This window comes from Trichormus variabilis 0441, assembly GCF_009856605.1.
Lineage (GTDB): Bacteria > Cyanobacteriota > Cyanobacteriia > Cyanobacteriales > Nostocaceae > Trichormus > Trichormus variabilis.
In genome coordinates, this window is the sequence record NZ_CP047242.1 from 3,729,392 (window position 1) to 3,746,331 (window position 16,940).

The window sequence follows — 16,940 nt, forward strand, 5'->3', positions numbered from 1 at the left end:
TTCTTTCCCAGAAAAACCAAAAGTTTTCCCTACAGACATTTATGTTGCTAAAACCAGATCAACGCTTGAAATTAGACGATACAGACGACAACTTATTTTATGCCTATCCCCGTTTTGTCACTCATGTGGATGAAGGTTTTATTCAACAGTTGACTGATTTATATAGAGAGCGATTACAGCCCAACACACGCATATTAGACATGATGAGTAGTTGGGTTTCACATCTACCAGAAGAGATAAAGTTTGCTCATGTGGAGGGACATGGACTCAACGCTGAGGAACTAGGACGCAATCCCCAACTTAACCATTACTTTGTGCAGAACCTCAACGAAAATCCAGGTTTACCCCTACCAGATCAAGAATTCGATGCAGTTCTCAATTGTGTTTCCGTACAGTACCTACAATATCCAGAAGCAGTATTTTCCGAAATTCACCGCATCCTCAAACCTGGTGGCGTAGCAATTATCAGCTTTTCTAACAGAATGTTCTATCAAAAAGCTATTCAAGCTTGGCGCGATGCTTCCGAGCCTGGACGTTTAGAATTAGTGAAACGCTACTTCGCCTCAGTACCCGGATTTAGCACTCCAGAAATTATTGCTCGTAAGTCAACAGCACCCAATTTCTTGCAGTGGTTAGGTGCGCCAGGGGGAGATCCCTTTTATGCTGCGATCGCTCATCGAGAAGGCTTCGCCTAGACTCATCGAAAGTAGAGTCAATATTGATCACTCATCCTCGAATTGGATCAAAAGATAAATTTTTGGGTATGAATTGACAGCAGCGCAGATAATTGCCTCAAAGCTGAAACATCAGGAGTAGACATGAACTTTCCTCGTTCCCGTAGAATTCTAGCGGCTGTATTGCTGTCTGTTTTGTTATTGACTACCGCCTGTACCCCTAAAGCACCAGGGCGATTTGACCAAGCACAGCAGGAAAGTAGCCGCCAAAAAACTGGACAAGCAGTAGCTAAAACGGCAACTCAGGGCGAGAAGTTTAACAAATTTTTCCCAAAAGAAGAAGCCGGGTATCAGAGGGTTTATACCCAAGAGAAAAAGGGCTTTGCTGAAGCCAAGCTGAAAAAAGATGGCAAAGATTTAGCAATGTTATCTATTTCCGATACTACCAGTACACCTGGAGCCGCCGCGAAATTCTCTAACAGTACCAAGAACATTGGTGGATATCAGGCAGTGGAAGTAGGTAATACGCAAACAGCAGTTTTAGTCGGTAAATACCAGGTAAAAGTTCTGTCACGTTCTCCGTCATTTACTGCAAGCGATCGCGCCGACTGGATAGAAAAATTTAATCTCGATGGCTTGGCTAAACTCAAATAAGTATTGTTTCTCTGCGTACCTCTGCGTTTAAGATTCAACCCTGAATTCGCTACCATTTGACCCAAAACAGATAATAAAACCTGATAATTAGGAGATTGTTGTGAGCAAAACTATCTTTGAGTTGGTTGATCAACTACCAACTAGTGGTTTAACTATATCTATGCTAAATGCTTTAGATTTTGTTGCTCCTGGTGAGTGGCAAAATACTGTTGGTTTTGTGAATACCATTAAGACTGTTACTGGTGAAACTGACGAAGGCTTAATTCAGCAAATTGGTGAACGAGCAATTTATCTCTTTAATGATCGCTCCCAAGGATATCAAACTGCATTATGGCTCTATCAAACTGTTGATAATACAGATAAAGCCTTGGGTGCGGCTGCTTTAGCTAACAAAGTCGGTGAAAAGTTACCCCTGTTGGGTTTCCTCAACTCAGTTACGCCCAAACCAGACAAAGCCCAAACTATAGATTTATCTCTGAAATTGGTGGCTGAACTAGTCGCTTTTTGCCAAATTAACGGTATTCCTGGGGATAGTATCGGCGATTTTGTTAGCTCACTTGGTGAGTATAGTGGTGAGTCACTAATTCGCATGGTAGCTTTAGTTTGTGTTGATGGTTTAATACCTTTAGGCCCAGATTTTATTAGTAGGGCTATATCTGCTTTAAGTCAAACTAATCCTCAAGAATTAGAGAAAAATTCCACTTTTCAAGGCATCAAGGATGTGATTCCTGGTGGAAATGCTGGTAGTAAACTCAACTTTATTGGTGAAAGTTTTGATTCAGTAAAAGGTTGGATGAACGGTTTAGTTAGTAGTCACAATTTAAGCCCACAAAAAGTAGTTCACAATCTGAGTAACTTTGTGGAAATCGCTGATGATAAGCTAGATTATTTAGCTGCTTTTTTAGATGTAGCCACGAATTACTACGAACATACAGGAACACAAACCTTAGCAAGACGCTTGATTGAGCGAGCTGTAGCGGAGATTTAAGCTAAGAGGTAATAGCAAAAATTCTACCTTTGCTATTACCTGTTAAGTAACTCACTGAATATCTTCTTACATAATATAAGTAGGAAACACCAAAAAACAAATTACCCGCAATTGATGGTTTGGTAAGGTGTATCAGTGCAATATAATCTAAACATACTCATAACTTATTCATACTGTCGCACCCTGCATTTTGGATATTCTTTTATCTGAAAGTCCCAAGTGAAAAAGAATATGCTAATTAAACATTAATAGATAATATTGATAAATAATCAAATTTACCTAAGTAAAAACCCTCAAAGATCCGGAAGTGAATTTATCGCCAAAAATATTAAAATTGGATGAATTGGTATTGAGATAATGACCTCATAGAAGGGAATACTAAAGCAGAGTTATAAAAATGTCAAGAGCGCTGCAATGATAGTATTGTCCGATCCAATATTTCCCCTTTCTGGATATCGCATTACAGAACAACTTTATTTTGGTAGCAAAACCATAGTTTATCGAGGTCTTAGAAAACAAGACCAGAAACCCGTAGTCATCAAATTGATGCGGAATGAGTACCCAACTTTCCAAGAAATTGCTCAGTTTCGTAACCAGTATACAATCACCAAAGATTTGGACATTCCAGGGATTGTGAAACCCCTGAGCTTAGAGACTTATCGTAACAGCTATGCTCTAGTGATGGAGGACTTTGGCGGCCTATCACTTAAGGACTGGGGGCAAATTAGCAAAGATAGTAACGAATATGGCACAGTTCTCAAAAGATTTTTTCACATTGCTATAGCGATCGCATCTACTTTAGAAAGTCTACATCGTAGTCGCATTATTCATAAAGATATCAAACCTGCCAACATCCTGATTAACCCTACTACACTGGAAATCAGGGTTACTGACTTTAGTATCGCTACTCTCCTACCAAGAGAAGTCCAAGTTCTCACAAATCACAATGTTTTAGAAGGGACGCTAGCTTATTTATCTCCTGAACAAACAGGTAGGATGAACAGGGGAATCGATTACCGCAGTGATTTCTATTCTTTGGGTGTCACTTTTTTTGAACTCCTAACCGGACAGTTACCCTTCATGACTATTGAGCCGATGGAGTTAGTCTACTGCCACATTGCCAAGCAACCACCAAAAGCAAGCGACATCAACCCTAAGATTCCCACAATTTTGTCTGATATTGTCAGCAAGCTGATGGCGAAAAATGCCGAAGACCGTTATCAGAGTGCTTACGGACTCGCATACGACTTAGAAATTTGCCATAAACAGTGGCAGGAAACAGGTAACATCACATCCTTTGAGTTAGCAACGAAGGATGTCTCAGATCGTTTTCTCATTCCCGAAAAGCTGTATGGTCGTCAACATGAAGTGGCAACTTTACTTGCTGCCTTTGAGCGGGCAACACAAGGAACGACAGAAATGATCTTAGTTACTGGATTCTCTGGCATCGGTAAAACTGCTGTAGTTAACGAAGTCCATAAGCCCATTGTTCGACAACAAAGTTACTTTATTAAAGGAAAATTTGATCAGTTTCAACGAGATATTCCTTTATCGGGCTTAGTACAAGCTTTTAGAGATTTAATTGGGCAAATACTTTTAGAAACTGATGCTCAAATTCAACGTTGGCGAAGCAAAATTCTATCGGCGTTAGGTGAACAAGCTCAAGTAATTATTGATGTAATTCCTGAACTTGCAGAAGTCATTGGTCAGCAGTCAGAGGTCAGCGAACTTTCGGGTAGTTCTGCTCAAAATCGATTTAATTTGTTATTTCAACGATTTATCCAAGTATTTAGTAGTAAACACCATCCTCTAGTTATTTTTCTGGATGATTTGCAATGGGCAGATACGGCTTCTTTAAAATTCATCCAGTTATTGATGAATCAAACAAATTTACTGAATAAAAATCCTGCCGCGCCTCCTGTGGAAACCAAAGAGAATCTCTGGATTCCTGTTTTTAATGGAGAACCTTGGACGGGTTCTGAGTTACAGAGAAATAATGAAGAAGAGCATAGCTTATTTCTCATTGGTGCATACCGTGATAATGAAGTCTCTCAAGCACATCCACTATCTTTGACAATCAAAGAGATTGAAAAAGTGCGGGGTAATATTACACGTATTTCCTTATCACCTTTAAATCAAACTAATTTAAACGCTTTAATTTCTGATACGCTACGTTGCCAAGAGGAAATAACTATTCCTCTCAGCCAAATGGTGTTTGTAAAAACACAAGGTAATCCTTTTTTTGCTACTCAATTTATTAAATCTTTACATCAAGATGGCGTAATTAAGTTTAATTTTGATGTTGCCTATTGGCAATATGATATTGCTAAAATTCAAGAATTATCTCTGACAGACGATGTCGTAGAATTCATGGGTCAGCAAATCGAAAAGTTGCCCACAACGACACAAAACATATTAAAATTAGCAGCCTGTATTGGTAATGAGTTTGATTTGAAAACTCTGGCGATTGCTCATGAGAAATCAGTGTCAGGTACAGCATCTGACTTATGGGCAGCATTACATGAGGGCATAATTCTACCTCAGACAGAGCTTTATAAATTCTTCCAAGAAGATAATAATTCAGTAGCGATTTTTGGGAATAAGAAACCTTATAAATCACGAATAAATCATTGCCGCCAAGTTCCCACATACAAGTTTATTCATGACAGGGTACAACAAGCCGCTTATTCTTTAATCCCGGAGCAACTGAGAAAACAAATTCACTTAAAAATTGGATTGTTGCTTTTAGATAAAATCCCCGTCGCTGAAAGAGAAGACAAAGTTTTTCAACTGGTAAATCAGTTAAATGTTGCAGTGGAGTTAATCACGCATCAAAGCAAGCGTGATGAATTAGCCCAGATGAATCTAATTGCTGGACGTAAAGCTTTAGCATCAACAGCTTATACAGCAGCAATTAAATATTTAACGACGGGAATTGAACTACTGGCAGGCGATAGCTGGGAGAATCAATATCAACTCACTTTAGCTTTGTATGAAACAGCAGCAGAAGCAGCCTACCTAGCTGGCAATTTTGAGCGAATGGAATCTTTGATTCAAGTAGTCTTATTACAAGCTAAAACACTGCTTGAACAAGTAAAAATTTATGAAATAAAAATTCAGGCTTATGGAGCGCAGAATCAAGCGATTGAAGCTGTCAATACTGCATTGACATTTTTAAAATTATTAGGAGTAGAGTTTCCAGAAAATCCCAGCCAGTCAGATTTTCAATTAGCAATGGCAGGGATTACAACAAATCTCAATGGAAAGCTAATTGAAAATTTAATTAATCTCCCAGAAATGAGAGATAAAAAATCACTAGCCGCAATCCAAATATTATCTAGTGCATCTGGTTTAGTATATCAAGCTGTTCCTCAACTGTTTCCACTGATTGTTTTAAAACAAGTTGAACTATCTCTTAAAGATGGAAATGCTCATTTATCAGCTTATGCTTATGTTCTTTATGGATTAATGCTTTGTGGCATTATAGGGGATATAGAATCTGGTTATCAATTTGGCAAACTGGCATTACGACTAACAGATAAATTCAATTCTGAAGAATTGAAAGCTAAAATAACAGAAATTTTCTACGCTACTATCAGCCATTGGAAAGAGCATACCAAAGAAATACTATCTCCTTTATTAGAAGGTTACTCTGCTGCATTACAAACGGGAGATTTGGAATTTGCCAGCTATTGTCTCTATACCCATTCTTATGCTTCCTATTTTATAGGAACAGAACTAACAGGATTAGCATCTGAAATGGCAAGTTATAGTCATGCAATATCACAAATTAAGCAAGAAAGGGTATTTAATTGGCACGCTATTTATAGGCAAACAGTTTTGAATTTAATACAAGCCAATGAAAATCCCTGTGATTTAATTGGTGAGGCATATAATGAGAAAATTATGCGTCATGTTCACCAGATATCCAATGATGGAACTGGTCTTGTATATTTACATTTTAATAAACTATTTTTATGCTATGTATTTGGTGAATTTAAGCAAGCGATTAAAAATTCTTACATAGCAGAAAATTATTTAGAAAGTGGAGTCGGAAATCATGTTTTTTCTCTTTTCTATTTTTATGATTCACTAGCAAGATTAGCCGTATACAATAATCTAATAGAAAGTGAAAAAAAGGAAGTATTAGATAAGGTACAAGCTAATCAAAATAAAATACAACATTGGGTGAAATATGCCCCCATGAATTATCTGCATAAATTTTATTTAGTAGAAGCTGAGCAATATCGTGTAAAAGAGAAGTATCTTGAAGCAATAGATTATTATGATCGCTCTATATACCTTGCCAAAGAAAATGAATACATTAATGAAGAAGCTTTAGCTAATGAACTTGCTGCCAGATTCTATCTTCAATGGGGCAAAGAAAAAATAGCCCAGACTTATCTCACTGATGCCTACTATGGCTACAGTCGTTGGGGAGCAAAAGCAAAAGTTGATGATTTAGCAAAACATTATCCCCAATTACTTGCGCCCATACTCCAACAAGAAAAATTGACCTTGCAAGCCAGTGATAGAATTACGTCTGCTACTTATCAATCTATACCAGATAGGAGTATCCAGCAGACAGTAATTGGTTCTAAAACCAGTATTTCTGACTCTTTAGATTTAGCATCTGTCATTAAAGCTTCTCAAGCTCTCTCCGGGGAAATTGAGTTGGAACAATTACTTTCCACCTTGATGCAGGTTGTCATGGAGAATGCCGGCGCTTCTAAATCAGCGTTGATTTTGACTGCATCAGATACTTCAGAATTAGTAGTTACTACAGTGAGTCACAGTACCAATTCTGCTTCTGTCTTCACATCGTTTCCTGCAAACATTTTAGATTCTAGTTTCGAGCTTCCTGTGAGCTTGATTAAGTATGTCAAACGTAATGGAGAAATCTTTGTTATCGATAATGCCAAGACTGTTGATTTCTTAGCTAGCGATCGCTACATTCTTCGTGAGCAACCCAAGAGTCTATTATGTATACCTATTATCAATCAGGGTAAATTATTAGGCATTCTTTATCTAGAGAATAATCTGACAACAGGAGCATTTACACGGGATCGCGTAGAGGTTCTGAAACTACTCACGACTCAAGCAGCAATCTCCATAGAGAATGCTATGCTTTACAAAAATTTAGCACAAGCTAATCAAAACCTAGAAGATTACAACCATCGATTAGAAGAAAAAGTAGAAGCTAGAACACAGGAACTCAATGATAAAAATCACTGCTTACAGCAAACTCTCCAAGAATTACAACGCACACAAACTCAATTAATTCAAAGTGAGAAAATGTCCTCTTTAGGGCAAATGATAGCGGGTATTGCCCATGAAATTAATAACCCCATTAATTTTATTCACGGCAATATTGCCCATGCTAGTGAGTATGTACAAGACTTACTCAATTTAGTTACTATCTATCAAAGAGAATGCCCTAATTATTCTGATATTCTTGCAGAGGAATATGCACAAATTGATATAGATTTCTTAGCAGAAGATTTGCCAAAAATTCTTAACTCTATGAGAGTTGGAAGTTCGCGCATTCGTAACATCGTTCTGAGTTTACGTAATTTCTCTCGGTTAGATGAATCAGACATGAAGCCTGTAGATATTCATGAAGGCATTGATAACACCTTGATGATTTTGCATCACAGACTTAAAGAGAATAGCGAACGCCCTGAAATTACACTTATCAAAGAATATGCACAATTACCACTTGTGAATTGTTACGCTGGTCAACTCAACCAAGTATTTATGAATATTATCAGTAATGCGATCGATGCTTTAGAGGAATCAGTCGTCAGTCGTCAGTTGTCAATTGGTAAAACAAATGACATGGACAACATGACAACTGCTCATCCTACTATTCGTATTTGCACGGAACTACTAGGTTCAACTACCTTACGAATTCGCATTGCTGATAATGGTTTTGGGATGACTGAAGCAGTGCAGCAGAAAATCTTTGATCCCTTTTACACCACTAAGCCAGTAGGCAGTGGTACAGGGCTAGGATTATCTATTAGTTATCAAGTAGTCGTGGAAAAACACAAGGGTCAGTTAACCTGTTATTCAGCCTTAGGGCAGGGTACTGAATTTGTTATTGAGATTCCTATCTAATAGTAGAGTAACTATACTATGTTGTGAATGTTGTTGAGGCAGCAGTTGAATAGTTTTGACGCTGATGTTTTCCTGTGATTAACATCTTAACTCCGTTGGCAGGTGTAAGAGTAAAACCTTGACGCTGAGGACGTTCTGGTTTTCCATCTGCCAGTGCAAATTGATAACGTGATAGGACTGTTGCTAATACTATCTTCATTTCAAACATAGCTATAGCCTGACCAATACAACCACGTACACCACCACCAAATGGCATAAATTCATACTGGGAAAATTCACGTTTGAGAAACCGCTCTGGTTGAAATAGCTTTGATTCGGGATATAAATCTTCTCGGTGATGAGTCAGATAAATGCAGCCAACTACTGTTGTACCACTCTCTAGTCGATTTCCCAGTAGCTCAACTGGTTCTTTCACTACTCTAGGTAGTGTTAACATGGCAACAGGGTTAATTCGCAAGGTCTCGTTACAGACAGCTGTAAGATATGGCAACCGAAAGATACTCATAGGATCAGGAGAATCACCGAGGCTATCTAACTCTTGGATCAGCCTTTGAAATACTTCTGGAGTTTGCAGAATCCAATATAAAGACCATGCCATAGCTGTCCCTGTAGTTTCATGTCCAGAAATCATCAAGGTGATCAATTCATCCCGCAACTCTTGATCTGACATGGAATTACCTGTCTCATCTCTAGACGATATGAGCAAGGAAAGAATATCAATACGATCAGAATTTATTTCCTGTCTGCGTTCAGCAATTTCTTCATAAAGCAGTTTATCAATTTTCTCTCTTTGGCGGACAAATCTTCCCCAGGGAGTCAAATTACCTAAATCTTTTTGGAGGAAAGGAAAAAAGAGGATACTAGAAGCCAATGGGGACTGAAATAATTCAGAAAGAAAAACTGGTAATAAGTGTTTGAATTGTTGACAACGTTCTCCCTCATAAAAACCAAACACAGCTTGTAAAATAACCTGCATCGAGATTTCTCGCATTGCTGTGAGAGCAGAAAAAGTAACATTCTGTTGTAGCTGACTAAAAAGGGTTTCAGTAATATTTCTGATTAAGTGGCCATACTCGCGCATTCTTTCCCCATGAAAGGAGGGCATAAGGAGTTGTCGTCGTTGCTTGTGTTTTACTCCTTCTAGTAGGAACATAGAATTGTTACCCACTAAAGGATACAAAATTCTGTTTGCTTCGCCAACAGCTACTAACTTTTTTCTGTCATTGGCAAAGATTGTCTGAATTCCCTGAGGGTGGCTAACAAACACTACAGTGTCGCCAAAACCAATTACCTCTGCTGTAAACATATCACGATGTTGCAGAGATGCTTTTTCCATGTATTCTACAGGGTCAGCAATCCATTGGAGTTTTTGTAGAAAAGGGTGAGTTTTTAGCGGATTAGGTCTCTTTATTTGATACTTCATAATAAAATATTGATGACTTTCTCAAGAAGCAAGTAATTCTAATTTCTCTGTTATTTGATAGCGCCCTGAATGAGCATACCAATCTAGATTTCCACGTATCCATGCGTGTAATCCAGATATATACTTTGTAATCTCTGCATCAGTTTCTGCACTAAAAGATGCAATTTTTGATTCTAAATTTACAAGTTTCTGAACCTCGTGATTGTGCATTGCAGCAGCCGCTAACATGGCTTTTTCTAGAGGAATTTTTTGATGATGGTGTATGACAAAAACTAAATTATGTACCTCACCGTTAGCTATTTCTCTGGGAGCGGAGAAAATATCATTCGACCAGGCAAGAATATTAATCGTCATTTGAGTTAGTTTTTTGAGAGTCTCATGATTTCTTAAAGAATAAGGAATCATTACTCTGTCACAGAATTCAATTAAGTTCAGACACAGAGCGGCTGCTGCGTTTGCGCTACGGATTTTGATATAAGCCTCAACATCAGGAACTGATACATTGACGCGGTTATGAGCTTCTTCAATACATCCGTGAAAATAATCCTCGAAGTTACGTACAAAATGATGGAAAAATGTTATGCCTCCTCTATTAATGATGCGATTTCTAATATCTCTTAATGCAAATCCCAGGGGTAGATCATCGGGAGTAAGTTCTGCTCCATTTAGTATTTCTAGGAATCTGTTACACCAAGTTTTCAGTAACTCCGGTTTTTTTCCTAAGTCTGAAATATCACATTGATCGTCCCAAATAAATAACCAGCTTATTACATCATTGGCAATTTTTAATTCTTCCAGTTGACAATGAGGATAAGCGCCTGCTGTGAGTAAATAAAATTTAGCTTTCGAGAAACGTTGATATAACGATTCACTATCAATTAGTTTGAAGCGAATTACCCATTGAAGTGCATAGTCTTGTAGAAATTCAGAATACGGATTTTTCCTTTCGGGAAATGGGCAGTATAAATTTGGGAAAGTAAATTTTTCCATAAATCCTTTGTGTTTCCAAGAAATGCCAATTTAACTAACTTAATAACTAGAATCGTTGCTCATCAAACTAAGCTCTTTTAGTTGAACTACGCAGATGCGCTGCGTGAAGCTTACGGAAGAATTTGCCAGTCTGAAGGAATTGGCAAATCTTTCCGCAGTACAGTCTTGCTATTGAGCTTTGGCTAAGGTGAAATTTCTGTTTTACAGCCTACGTGCTACATGGAGTTCAGCGTAAGCATAATAGACTAGCTAATTAGAGGAAGCGCCGAGGCGAAGACTCCTATAGCCAAGCTACTAGATTGCGAAGTTTCCCCAACTTGTAATCGTTAGCAGAAGATATGGAATAAACTTTTGACAAACCCTTAGTTCAGAGATTGAAAGCTTATCTTTTACTAAAGCTTATCCTTTCGTATCACTGAAACTTTAATGAACAGCACTTCATAAATCCGCATTTACACTGCTACCCAACAATGTAAAAACCACCAGTTATCACGTCACTTATGTAACTAAGTGTGAGCCTGCCTTTAACTAAGTTTCAGTTATGTGTACTTTCTGGTAACTACTTAAGTATTCTTTTATATTTTCCTTCAAAAAAGAACTGTATTTTTATGTAATTACTAAGAAATCTTCTATCTTATTAATACATTGATAAAAATTATACTTAACACAAATTATAAGATTAAGTATGTGATGTATTTTCACTGATCGTTTTATCTAAGCATCACAAAAGAGTTCTATAACTATGTGGTTATTGAAAATTTTGTGAAATAAGCCGTGTATCAACCGCATATTTACATACCATAGTTAGTTATCTTAATAACTTAGCCGTTAAGTATATACAGCTAAATGTGATGATATCATCATATTTAGGGATGATTAAGAAGATATATTTGACCGAAAAACCAAATATGATGTTGATAAAGTCCAGTATTTACAATATTTTCTATCGACTGATAGATGTATATAGGTAAAATTAACTATGTGACAAATAGTACATTACAATAAATGTTCTATTAAGCCTAGTATTTATCATCCATAGTGGTGGTGACAAATATGAAATTTGTATTGTACTTATACTAACTGAACCACTAAGTATCCTATGTAAAAAATTTTGGTAATCCAGTATTCTTTATATTTATTTAAAGAAACTATTTAATTACTAAGGTTGTGCTGATGTTTGATTGATAGACAAATTCAAATTTTCAGCGATCGCCGACAAGTATGGTTGAAAAATCGCCAAGTTCTCCAGGCTGTCAAATTTAGCTTTTGATGAACTTGGGTTAAAGGATGTGTTAATTACGTACAGTTGTGTACCATCTGAGGTAACGTAACCTATATATTGCTCTTGCACACCACCCTCTGGCTTGAGTTTGACAAAACCATAACGTATTCCAGGCTGTTGACCGAAGCTTACTTCTTGTGGTGGATAGGTTGAGAAAGTGGTTTTGTCTGCGTTTTTAGCTTGGTGGTTTTTTGCAAAGGTATTGTATGAGTCCGCCACCCAGGCTTGGAGTGCCTTGACCAGTTGGCTTTGGGACTGAGGATTTTGTAAATTGATTTGGGAACCTGGAGGGATACCAACTTCTGTTAGGTGCTTTTGAAATTGAGGATTGTCTTTTACCGGGTAAATATCAATCTCAACTGTACCCAATGTTTTACCTTGAGAAGCAACGCATAGTAAAGCGGTTTCTCCCTGACAAGGTAAGACTTGCCAATTGTTCGGTGCAGAGGTGCTGCGTAACAATCTTTGCCAAGTATTATCTTTTTTGAGATTGGCTGGTTTTGATGGGGTAGCAGTTTTCGTGGTTGTAGCTTCAGTATTAGGTTGTGTATCTTTATTTATAAAAAGGTTCGGGAAAGCAAACCTTGCTCCCACTGGGATGATAATGAGTAAAATAGTAGCAATTATAAGATGATAAACACGTAACATTTTTCTGATTGTCCCAAGGCAAAGATTGCAGATTAATTGTATCTACAATACTTTGTGAGTGTACAGGAATCTATGTGATATGTGTTGGGTTCAGGACAGTAAGAGCTGGAGTGTAGGCGATCGCAGGGACATTTTTATAGAGCTTCTCCTTTGTATGCTGAGGAGAGAGGCTTTGAGTCTTACTTCTCTTCCCTTGTAGACTGGGGGTTGGGTCTGTATTTGACTCAATTGCAACCCGCCATACTCTAAAGTCTTATAATTGAAGACCTAAGCAAACAAAAAATAATCCAGCAGATTTAATCTGCTGGAGATTCGACTATCTAAAGCTTGCGTTGCAGCAATAGGATTTAGTAACTACGGCGATTACCACCGCCGCCACCACCACGGTTATTATTGCCCCAACTACCGCCGCCACCACGAGGAGAACTTCTTTCTTCACGGGGTTTAGCTTTGTTAACTTTTAAATCACGTCCCATCCATTCAGCACCATCCAGTGCTTCAATGGCTGCGGTTTCTTGAGCTTCTGTTTCCATTTCTACAAAAGCAAACCCACGAGGACGGCCAGTTTCACGGTCGGTTGGTAATTGAACGCGGCTAACTTTTCCGTACTCTGCGAAGGCCAGCTTCAGGTCTTCCTCTGTAACTTGGTAGGATAAGTTACCGATGTAAATTGACATACAATGTCTCCGAATTCAGGAAATGTAGAGAGTTAAATTCGGAGAGATACTTTTTATAAATCAAAATGAGTCACTCAACCGAAAATAATTCTTATAGACTCAACTATAGCACAGCTCTTAAATGTTGGGAGAACTTGACACAGCATCATAAATTAGCGATTTATTGATGGTAATTTGTGGTTGAGACTTATCGATTTCATGTAGGTTTGAGGACAAACTTTATTACATCTCGTCGAACTGCACCAATATTTTTGCTATTTTCTGGCAAAGTTCTGTATGATAATGGCCGTTACTAGCCAGTAAACCACCCCATTGATTGATATCTCCGGTGTTGTACTGTAAAGGCGAGCCGTCAAAATGAGTAAACTGACCTCCAGCTTCGGTCAGAATTAACTCTGGTGCGGCTATGTCCCAGTCTTTGGGAGCAGATGTGCCAGACAGGGAAATGTAAAGGTCTGCTTGCTGTTCTAAAATAGTGGCTATCTTACAACCTACGCTACCCACAGATTTTTGCTGCTGACAGGGTAATTTTTCTAGTAGGTAGTTTAACTTTTGATTGCGGTGAGAACGGCTGACAACTATCTTGAGATCCTCTAATGACTTGGTTGTGTTGTTGAGTGATAGTTGTAAAACGTTGGAATTGTTGCGTGTTTCCACAAATGTACCACTATCTTTGATAGCGAAATATAATTTTTCTGCTTCCGGTATTGCTACCACCGCTAAAACTGGTCGATGTTCTTTGACTAAAGCAATATGGACTGCGTAATCACCTGTTTTTTCAATAAAACCACGGGTTCCATCTAAGGGGTCAATAATCCACACCCAGTCAGTTTTAGTTTTTGTATCTTCAGATAATTCTGATTTATAGGTTTCTTCACTGACGTAGGCAAAATCTTCCTGTCCTAAAGCAGCCTGTAGCTTTTGTAAAATATATTGACTGACGGTGATATCGGCAATGGTGACAGGCTCATTCTGCTTATACTGCACGTTGAGATTTGAGTCTGTGGCTGTGCCGTGATAATAGGATTGTAATATTTCGGCAGCACCCCAACCCACAGCACGGGCGATCGCTAATATCTCTTGTAAGTCTTTCATTTCACATCCATCCAACGGCGTGTACCAAAGAGTCTACAAGCATCAGCCGCAATTTTGGCTGCATATTCTAGTGCTTTAGTAAAACTTTCTTGTAAGATATAGTGGCAAAAAGCACCGTGAAAAATATCGCCAGCCCCCAGGGTATCGACTGCTGTAATCTTCGGTACAATCACAGTACCACGTTCACCATAACTTAGATATTCAATCGGCTTTTCGCCGTGGGTAATGGCAATGTGGGGAATGCCTAAGTTATGGAGATAAGCAAAAACTTCTCCGCTAGAACTACATTTAGGGGGATAAAAGTTAGCAGAACAAATGGCGTAATCAACGAATGGGAGGATTTGATCAAATCCTGGTTTCCAACTACCGCCATCAATTACTACAGGGATACGACTTGCTTTAGCCATTTGCGCGATGACATACCCCACAGTCATTTGATGCCCATCAATCAGCACGATATCAATATTATGTAAAATATCTGGTGGGATAGAGTCGCTACTAACTTGGGTTTTGACAGCATTGATCGAAATGACAGCCCGTTCCCCCGTGGCTTGGGTGACAATAATTGAAGATACAGGCGGTGGTGTATTAATAGTAGGATCAAGGTCAGCGATCGCTACTTGATATTTGGTTAAATCACTACGAATTAGTTGCGTCATCGGATGGGAACCAACTACACCCAAAACTTTGGCGTGATTACCCAGATAACTAAAAGTCACAGCCGCGTTAGTGGCAGGGCCGCCTGCTGCTACAGTGTAGTCAGTCGCCACTAATTTTTGATTATTTTTAGGGGCAGACTCAGCCAAGTAAATTAAATCTAATGTCACCAAACCCACGAATAGAGAGTGATTTGTCATTTGTTAGAGACGCGATTAATCGCGTCTGTACAATTTTCAGAAACGCGATTAATCGCGTCTGTACTAAATATTTATTGAATTTTGAATTGATTAAATGCAGACTGAACCCAAACCAGGCGCACTATATATAGTTGGTACACCGATTGGTAATTTGGAGGATATCACCTTTCGGGCGGTGCGGATATTGCAAAATGTGGATTTGATTGCGGCGGAAGATACGCGCCACACAGGGAAATTACTCCAACATTTGCAAGTAAAAACACCACAAGTTAGTTACCATGAGCATAATCGTAGTAGTCGCATCCCAGAATTATTAGAGCATTTGCATAGTGGTAAAGCGATCGCTCTAGTCAGTGATGCAGGTATGCCGGGAATTTCTGATCCTGGTTATGAACTGGTGAAAGCCTGTGTTGAGGTAGCCATTCCAGTAGTTCCCATTCCTGGTGCGAGTGCGGCAATTACAGCCTTGAGTGCGGCGGGACTACCAACAGATAAGTTTGTATTTGAGGGTTTTTTGCCAGCTAAAGGTCAACAAAGACGAGAACATTTAGAGGCTTTACAAACAGAATCCCGTACTTTAATTTTCTACGAATCGCCCCACCGTCTGCGGGAAACTTTACAAGATTTAGCAGAGGTTTGGGGAAGCGATCGCCAAATAGTCCTGGCAAGGGAGTTGACTAAATTATATGAGGAATTTTGGCGAGGGAGTATTGAGGAAGCGATCGCCCATTATCAACAAAAGGAACCCCAAGGTGAATATACGCTTTTGGTAGCGGGAAACCCACCCAGCCAAACCCTATTAACAGAAGAACAACTCAAAGCTGAATTACAACAATTAATCAGTCAAGGAATATCGCGATCGCAAGCTAGCCGTCAACTAGCAAAATACACTTCCCTCAACCGTCGCCAAGTCTATCAAATTGCTCTTTCTATAGTTATGAATCCTGAATAGTTAAGTAAAAGGCAGAAAGGAAAAAAACTTGTTCACTAAGAAAAAGAACGCAGCGATCGCTTGAGGGCGAAGCTGCGAGAATTAAATACAGATACAGATACTATTTAACCGAAATTGCTAGTTATGTAGATATAGTCTCTGTAGTTGGTAATTGGTAATGGGTAATCGAGAAGATTATGTTTACCCATTACTGATCAATTTTCAGGAAGAACCCATTTAGGTGGTTCCATCCTTTTTTTCCGCAGACGCTCTTCTGCCATTTGCAACATTTGGTCTAAAGAAGTCTCGGCAATGAATTGAGAAGTAGCCTCTCGAAACTCAATGTTCGGACATTTATCCCCTAGAACACAACCGTTGACACAAGCTTGAGCGCAGTTAATTTTCTGCTCCACAGTCCATTCCTCTCTACTCTGGGTCTTTTTCTGCCCTCCAGGTAAATTTTACCTTGGTAGTTAAAATCAAATTAGTCTAAATCTCTACCATTTAAAAAAAGGTCTGGGTACTAGGCATTGGGAAGAGGTGCAAGAGATGATGACTATTGACTGTTGACTGTTGACTATGGACTAATGACAAATGACCA

General features: G+C 38.6%; 12 protein-coding genes. 5 read left to right on the top strand and 7 right to left on the bottom strand.

The genetic code is table 11. The features are described 5' to 3' along the window. Positions 1-41: 41 nt before the first annotated feature. From GSQ19_RS15180 to GSQ19_RS15195, 4 genes are all read left to right on the top strand, one after another. A complete protein-coding gene (locus GSQ19_RS15180; protein WP_011318770.1) occupies positions 42-695 on the top strand; it encodes a class I SAM-dependent methyltransferase in 654 nt (217 codons plus the stop codon). 123 nt (positions 696-818) lie between these two features. Continuing rightward, complete coding sequence (locus GSQ19_RS15185) at positions 819-1,328, top strand: hypothetical protein (protein ID WP_011318771.1); 510 nt, start codon at positions 819-821, stop codon at positions 1,326-1,328. A gap of 100 nt (positions 1,329-1,428) precedes the next feature. Further along, entirely contained in the window at positions 1,429-2,316 is an 888-nt protein-coding gene (locus GSQ19_RS15190) for a hypothetical protein (protein ID WP_011318772.1), read from the top strand. 414 nt (positions 2,317-2,730) lie between these two features. Then, positions 2,731-8,436: a trifunctional serine/threonine-protein kinase/ATP-binding protein/sensor histidine kinase gene (locus GSQ19_RS15195; protein ID WP_011318773.1), complete on the top strand. Its 5,706-nt coding sequence runs from the start codon at positions 2,731-2,733 to the stop codon at positions 8,434-8,436. Positions 8,437-8,452: 16 nt separating this feature from the next. Here the strand turns inward: GSQ19_RS15195 and GSQ19_RS15200 are convergent, their stop codons facing one another. The 6 genes from GSQ19_RS15200 to GSQ19_RS15225 all read right to left on the bottom strand — a co-directional run bounded on the left by GSQ19_RS15200 (position 8,453) and on the right by GSQ19_RS15225 (position 15,408). Continuing rightward, on the bottom strand, positions 8,453-9,859 hold the full coding sequence (locus tag GSQ19_RS15200) for a cytochrome P450 (protein WP_011318774.1): 1,407 nt from the start codon (positions 9,857-9,859) through the stop codon (positions 8,453-8,455). A gap of 21 nt (positions 9,860-9,880) precedes the next feature. Then, positions 9,881-10,849 carry a terpene synthase family protein gene (locus tag GSQ19_RS15205; RefSeq protein WP_011318775.1) on the bottom strand — a complete coding sequence of 323 codons (969 nt, stop codon included), beginning with the start codon at positions 10,847-10,849 and terminating at the stop codon, positions 9,881-9,883. Between the two features lie 1,159 nt (positions 10,850-12,008). Next, the gene (locus GSQ19_RS15210; RefSeq protein WP_011318776.1) at positions 12,009-12,779 is read right to left on the bottom strand and encodes a hypothetical protein; all 771 of its coding nucleotides are present in this window, start codon (positions 12,777-12,779) and stop codon (positions 12,009-12,011) included. Positions 12,780-13,126: 347 nt separating this feature from the next. Next, the gene (rbp, locus tag GSQ19_RS15215) at positions 13,127-13,456 is read right to left on the bottom strand and encodes an RNA-binding regulator (RefSeq protein ID WP_011318777.1); all 330 of its coding nucleotides are present in this window, start codon (positions 13,454-13,456) and stop codon (positions 13,127-13,129) included. A 222-nt stretch (positions 13,457-13,678) separates the two neighbouring features. After that, complete coding sequence (locus GSQ19_RS15220) at positions 13,679-14,551, bottom strand: 3'(2'),5'-bisphosphate nucleotidase CysQ family protein (RefSeq protein WP_011318778.1); 873 nt, start codon at positions 14,549-14,551, stop codon at positions 13,679-13,681. Beyond that, complete coding sequence (locus tag GSQ19_RS15225; protein ID WP_011318779.1) at positions 14,548-15,408, bottom strand: sugar kinase; 861 nt, start codon at positions 15,406-15,408, stop codon at positions 14,548-14,550. Before GSQ19_RS15225 ends, GSQ19_RS15220 begins: the two co-directional genes overlap by 4 nt. Positions 15,409-15,502: 94 nt before the next feature. Here GSQ19_RS15225 and rsmI point away from each other — a divergent pair, with 94 nt between their 5' ends. Further along, on the top strand, positions 15,503-16,360 hold the full coding sequence (rsmI, locus tag GSQ19_RS15230) for a 16S rRNA (cytidine(1402)-2'-O)-methyltransferase (RefSeq protein ID WP_011318780.1): 858 nt from the start codon (positions 15,503-15,505) through the stop codon (positions 16,358-16,360). Between the two features lie 194 nt (positions 16,361-16,554). Here the strand turns inward: rsmI and GSQ19_RS15235 are convergent, their stop codons facing one another. Next, entirely contained in the window at positions 16,555-16,752 is a 198-nt protein-coding gene (locus tag GSQ19_RS15235; RefSeq protein WP_011318781.1) for a hypothetical protein, read from the bottom strand. Positions 16,753-16,940: the final 188 nt, after the last annotated feature.

What these genes read in the sequence shown, in the direction of transcription:
- GSQ19_RS15205 (WP_011318775.1), bottom strand. Translation starts at nt 10,849, where the DNA reads ATGGAAAAATTTACTTTCCCAAATTTATACTGCCCATTTCCCGAAAGG.
- GSQ19_RS15225 (WP_011318779.1), bottom strand. Translation starts at nt 15,408, where the DNA reads ATGACAAATCACTCTCTATTCGTGGGTTTGGTGACATTAGATTTAATT.
- rbp (WP_011318777.1), bottom strand. Translation starts at nt 13,456, where the DNA reads ATGTCAATTTACATCGGTAACTTATCCTACCAAGTTACAGAGGAAGAC.
- GSQ19_RS15185 (WP_011318771.1), top strand. Translation starts at nt 819, where the DNA reads ATGAACTTTCCTCGTTCCCGTAGAATTCTAGCGGCTGTATTGCTGTCT.
- GSQ19_RS15195 (WP_011318773.1), top strand. Translation starts at nt 2,731, where the DNA reads ATGATAGTATTGTCCGATCCAATATTTCCCCTTTCTGGATATCGCATT.
- GSQ19_RS15200 (WP_011318774.1), bottom strand. Translation starts at nt 9,859, where the DNA reads ATGAAGTATCAAATAAAGAGACCTAATCCGCTAAAAACTCACCCTTTT.
- GSQ19_RS15220 (WP_011318778.1), bottom strand. Translation starts at nt 14,551, where the DNA reads ATGAAAGACTTACAAGAGATATTAGCGATCGCCCGTGCTGTGGGTTGG.
- GSQ19_RS15180 (WP_011318770.1), top strand. Translation starts at nt 42, where the DNA reads ATGTTGCTAAAACCAGATCAACGCTTGAAATTAGACGATACAGACGAC.
- rsmI (WP_011318780.1), top strand. Translation starts at nt 15,503, where the DNA reads ATGCAGACTGAACCCAAACCAGGCGCACTATATATAGTTGGTACACCG.
- GSQ19_RS15210 (WP_011318776.1), bottom strand. Translation starts at nt 12,779, where the DNA reads ATGTTACGTGTTTATCATCTTATAATTGCTACTATTTTACTCATTATC.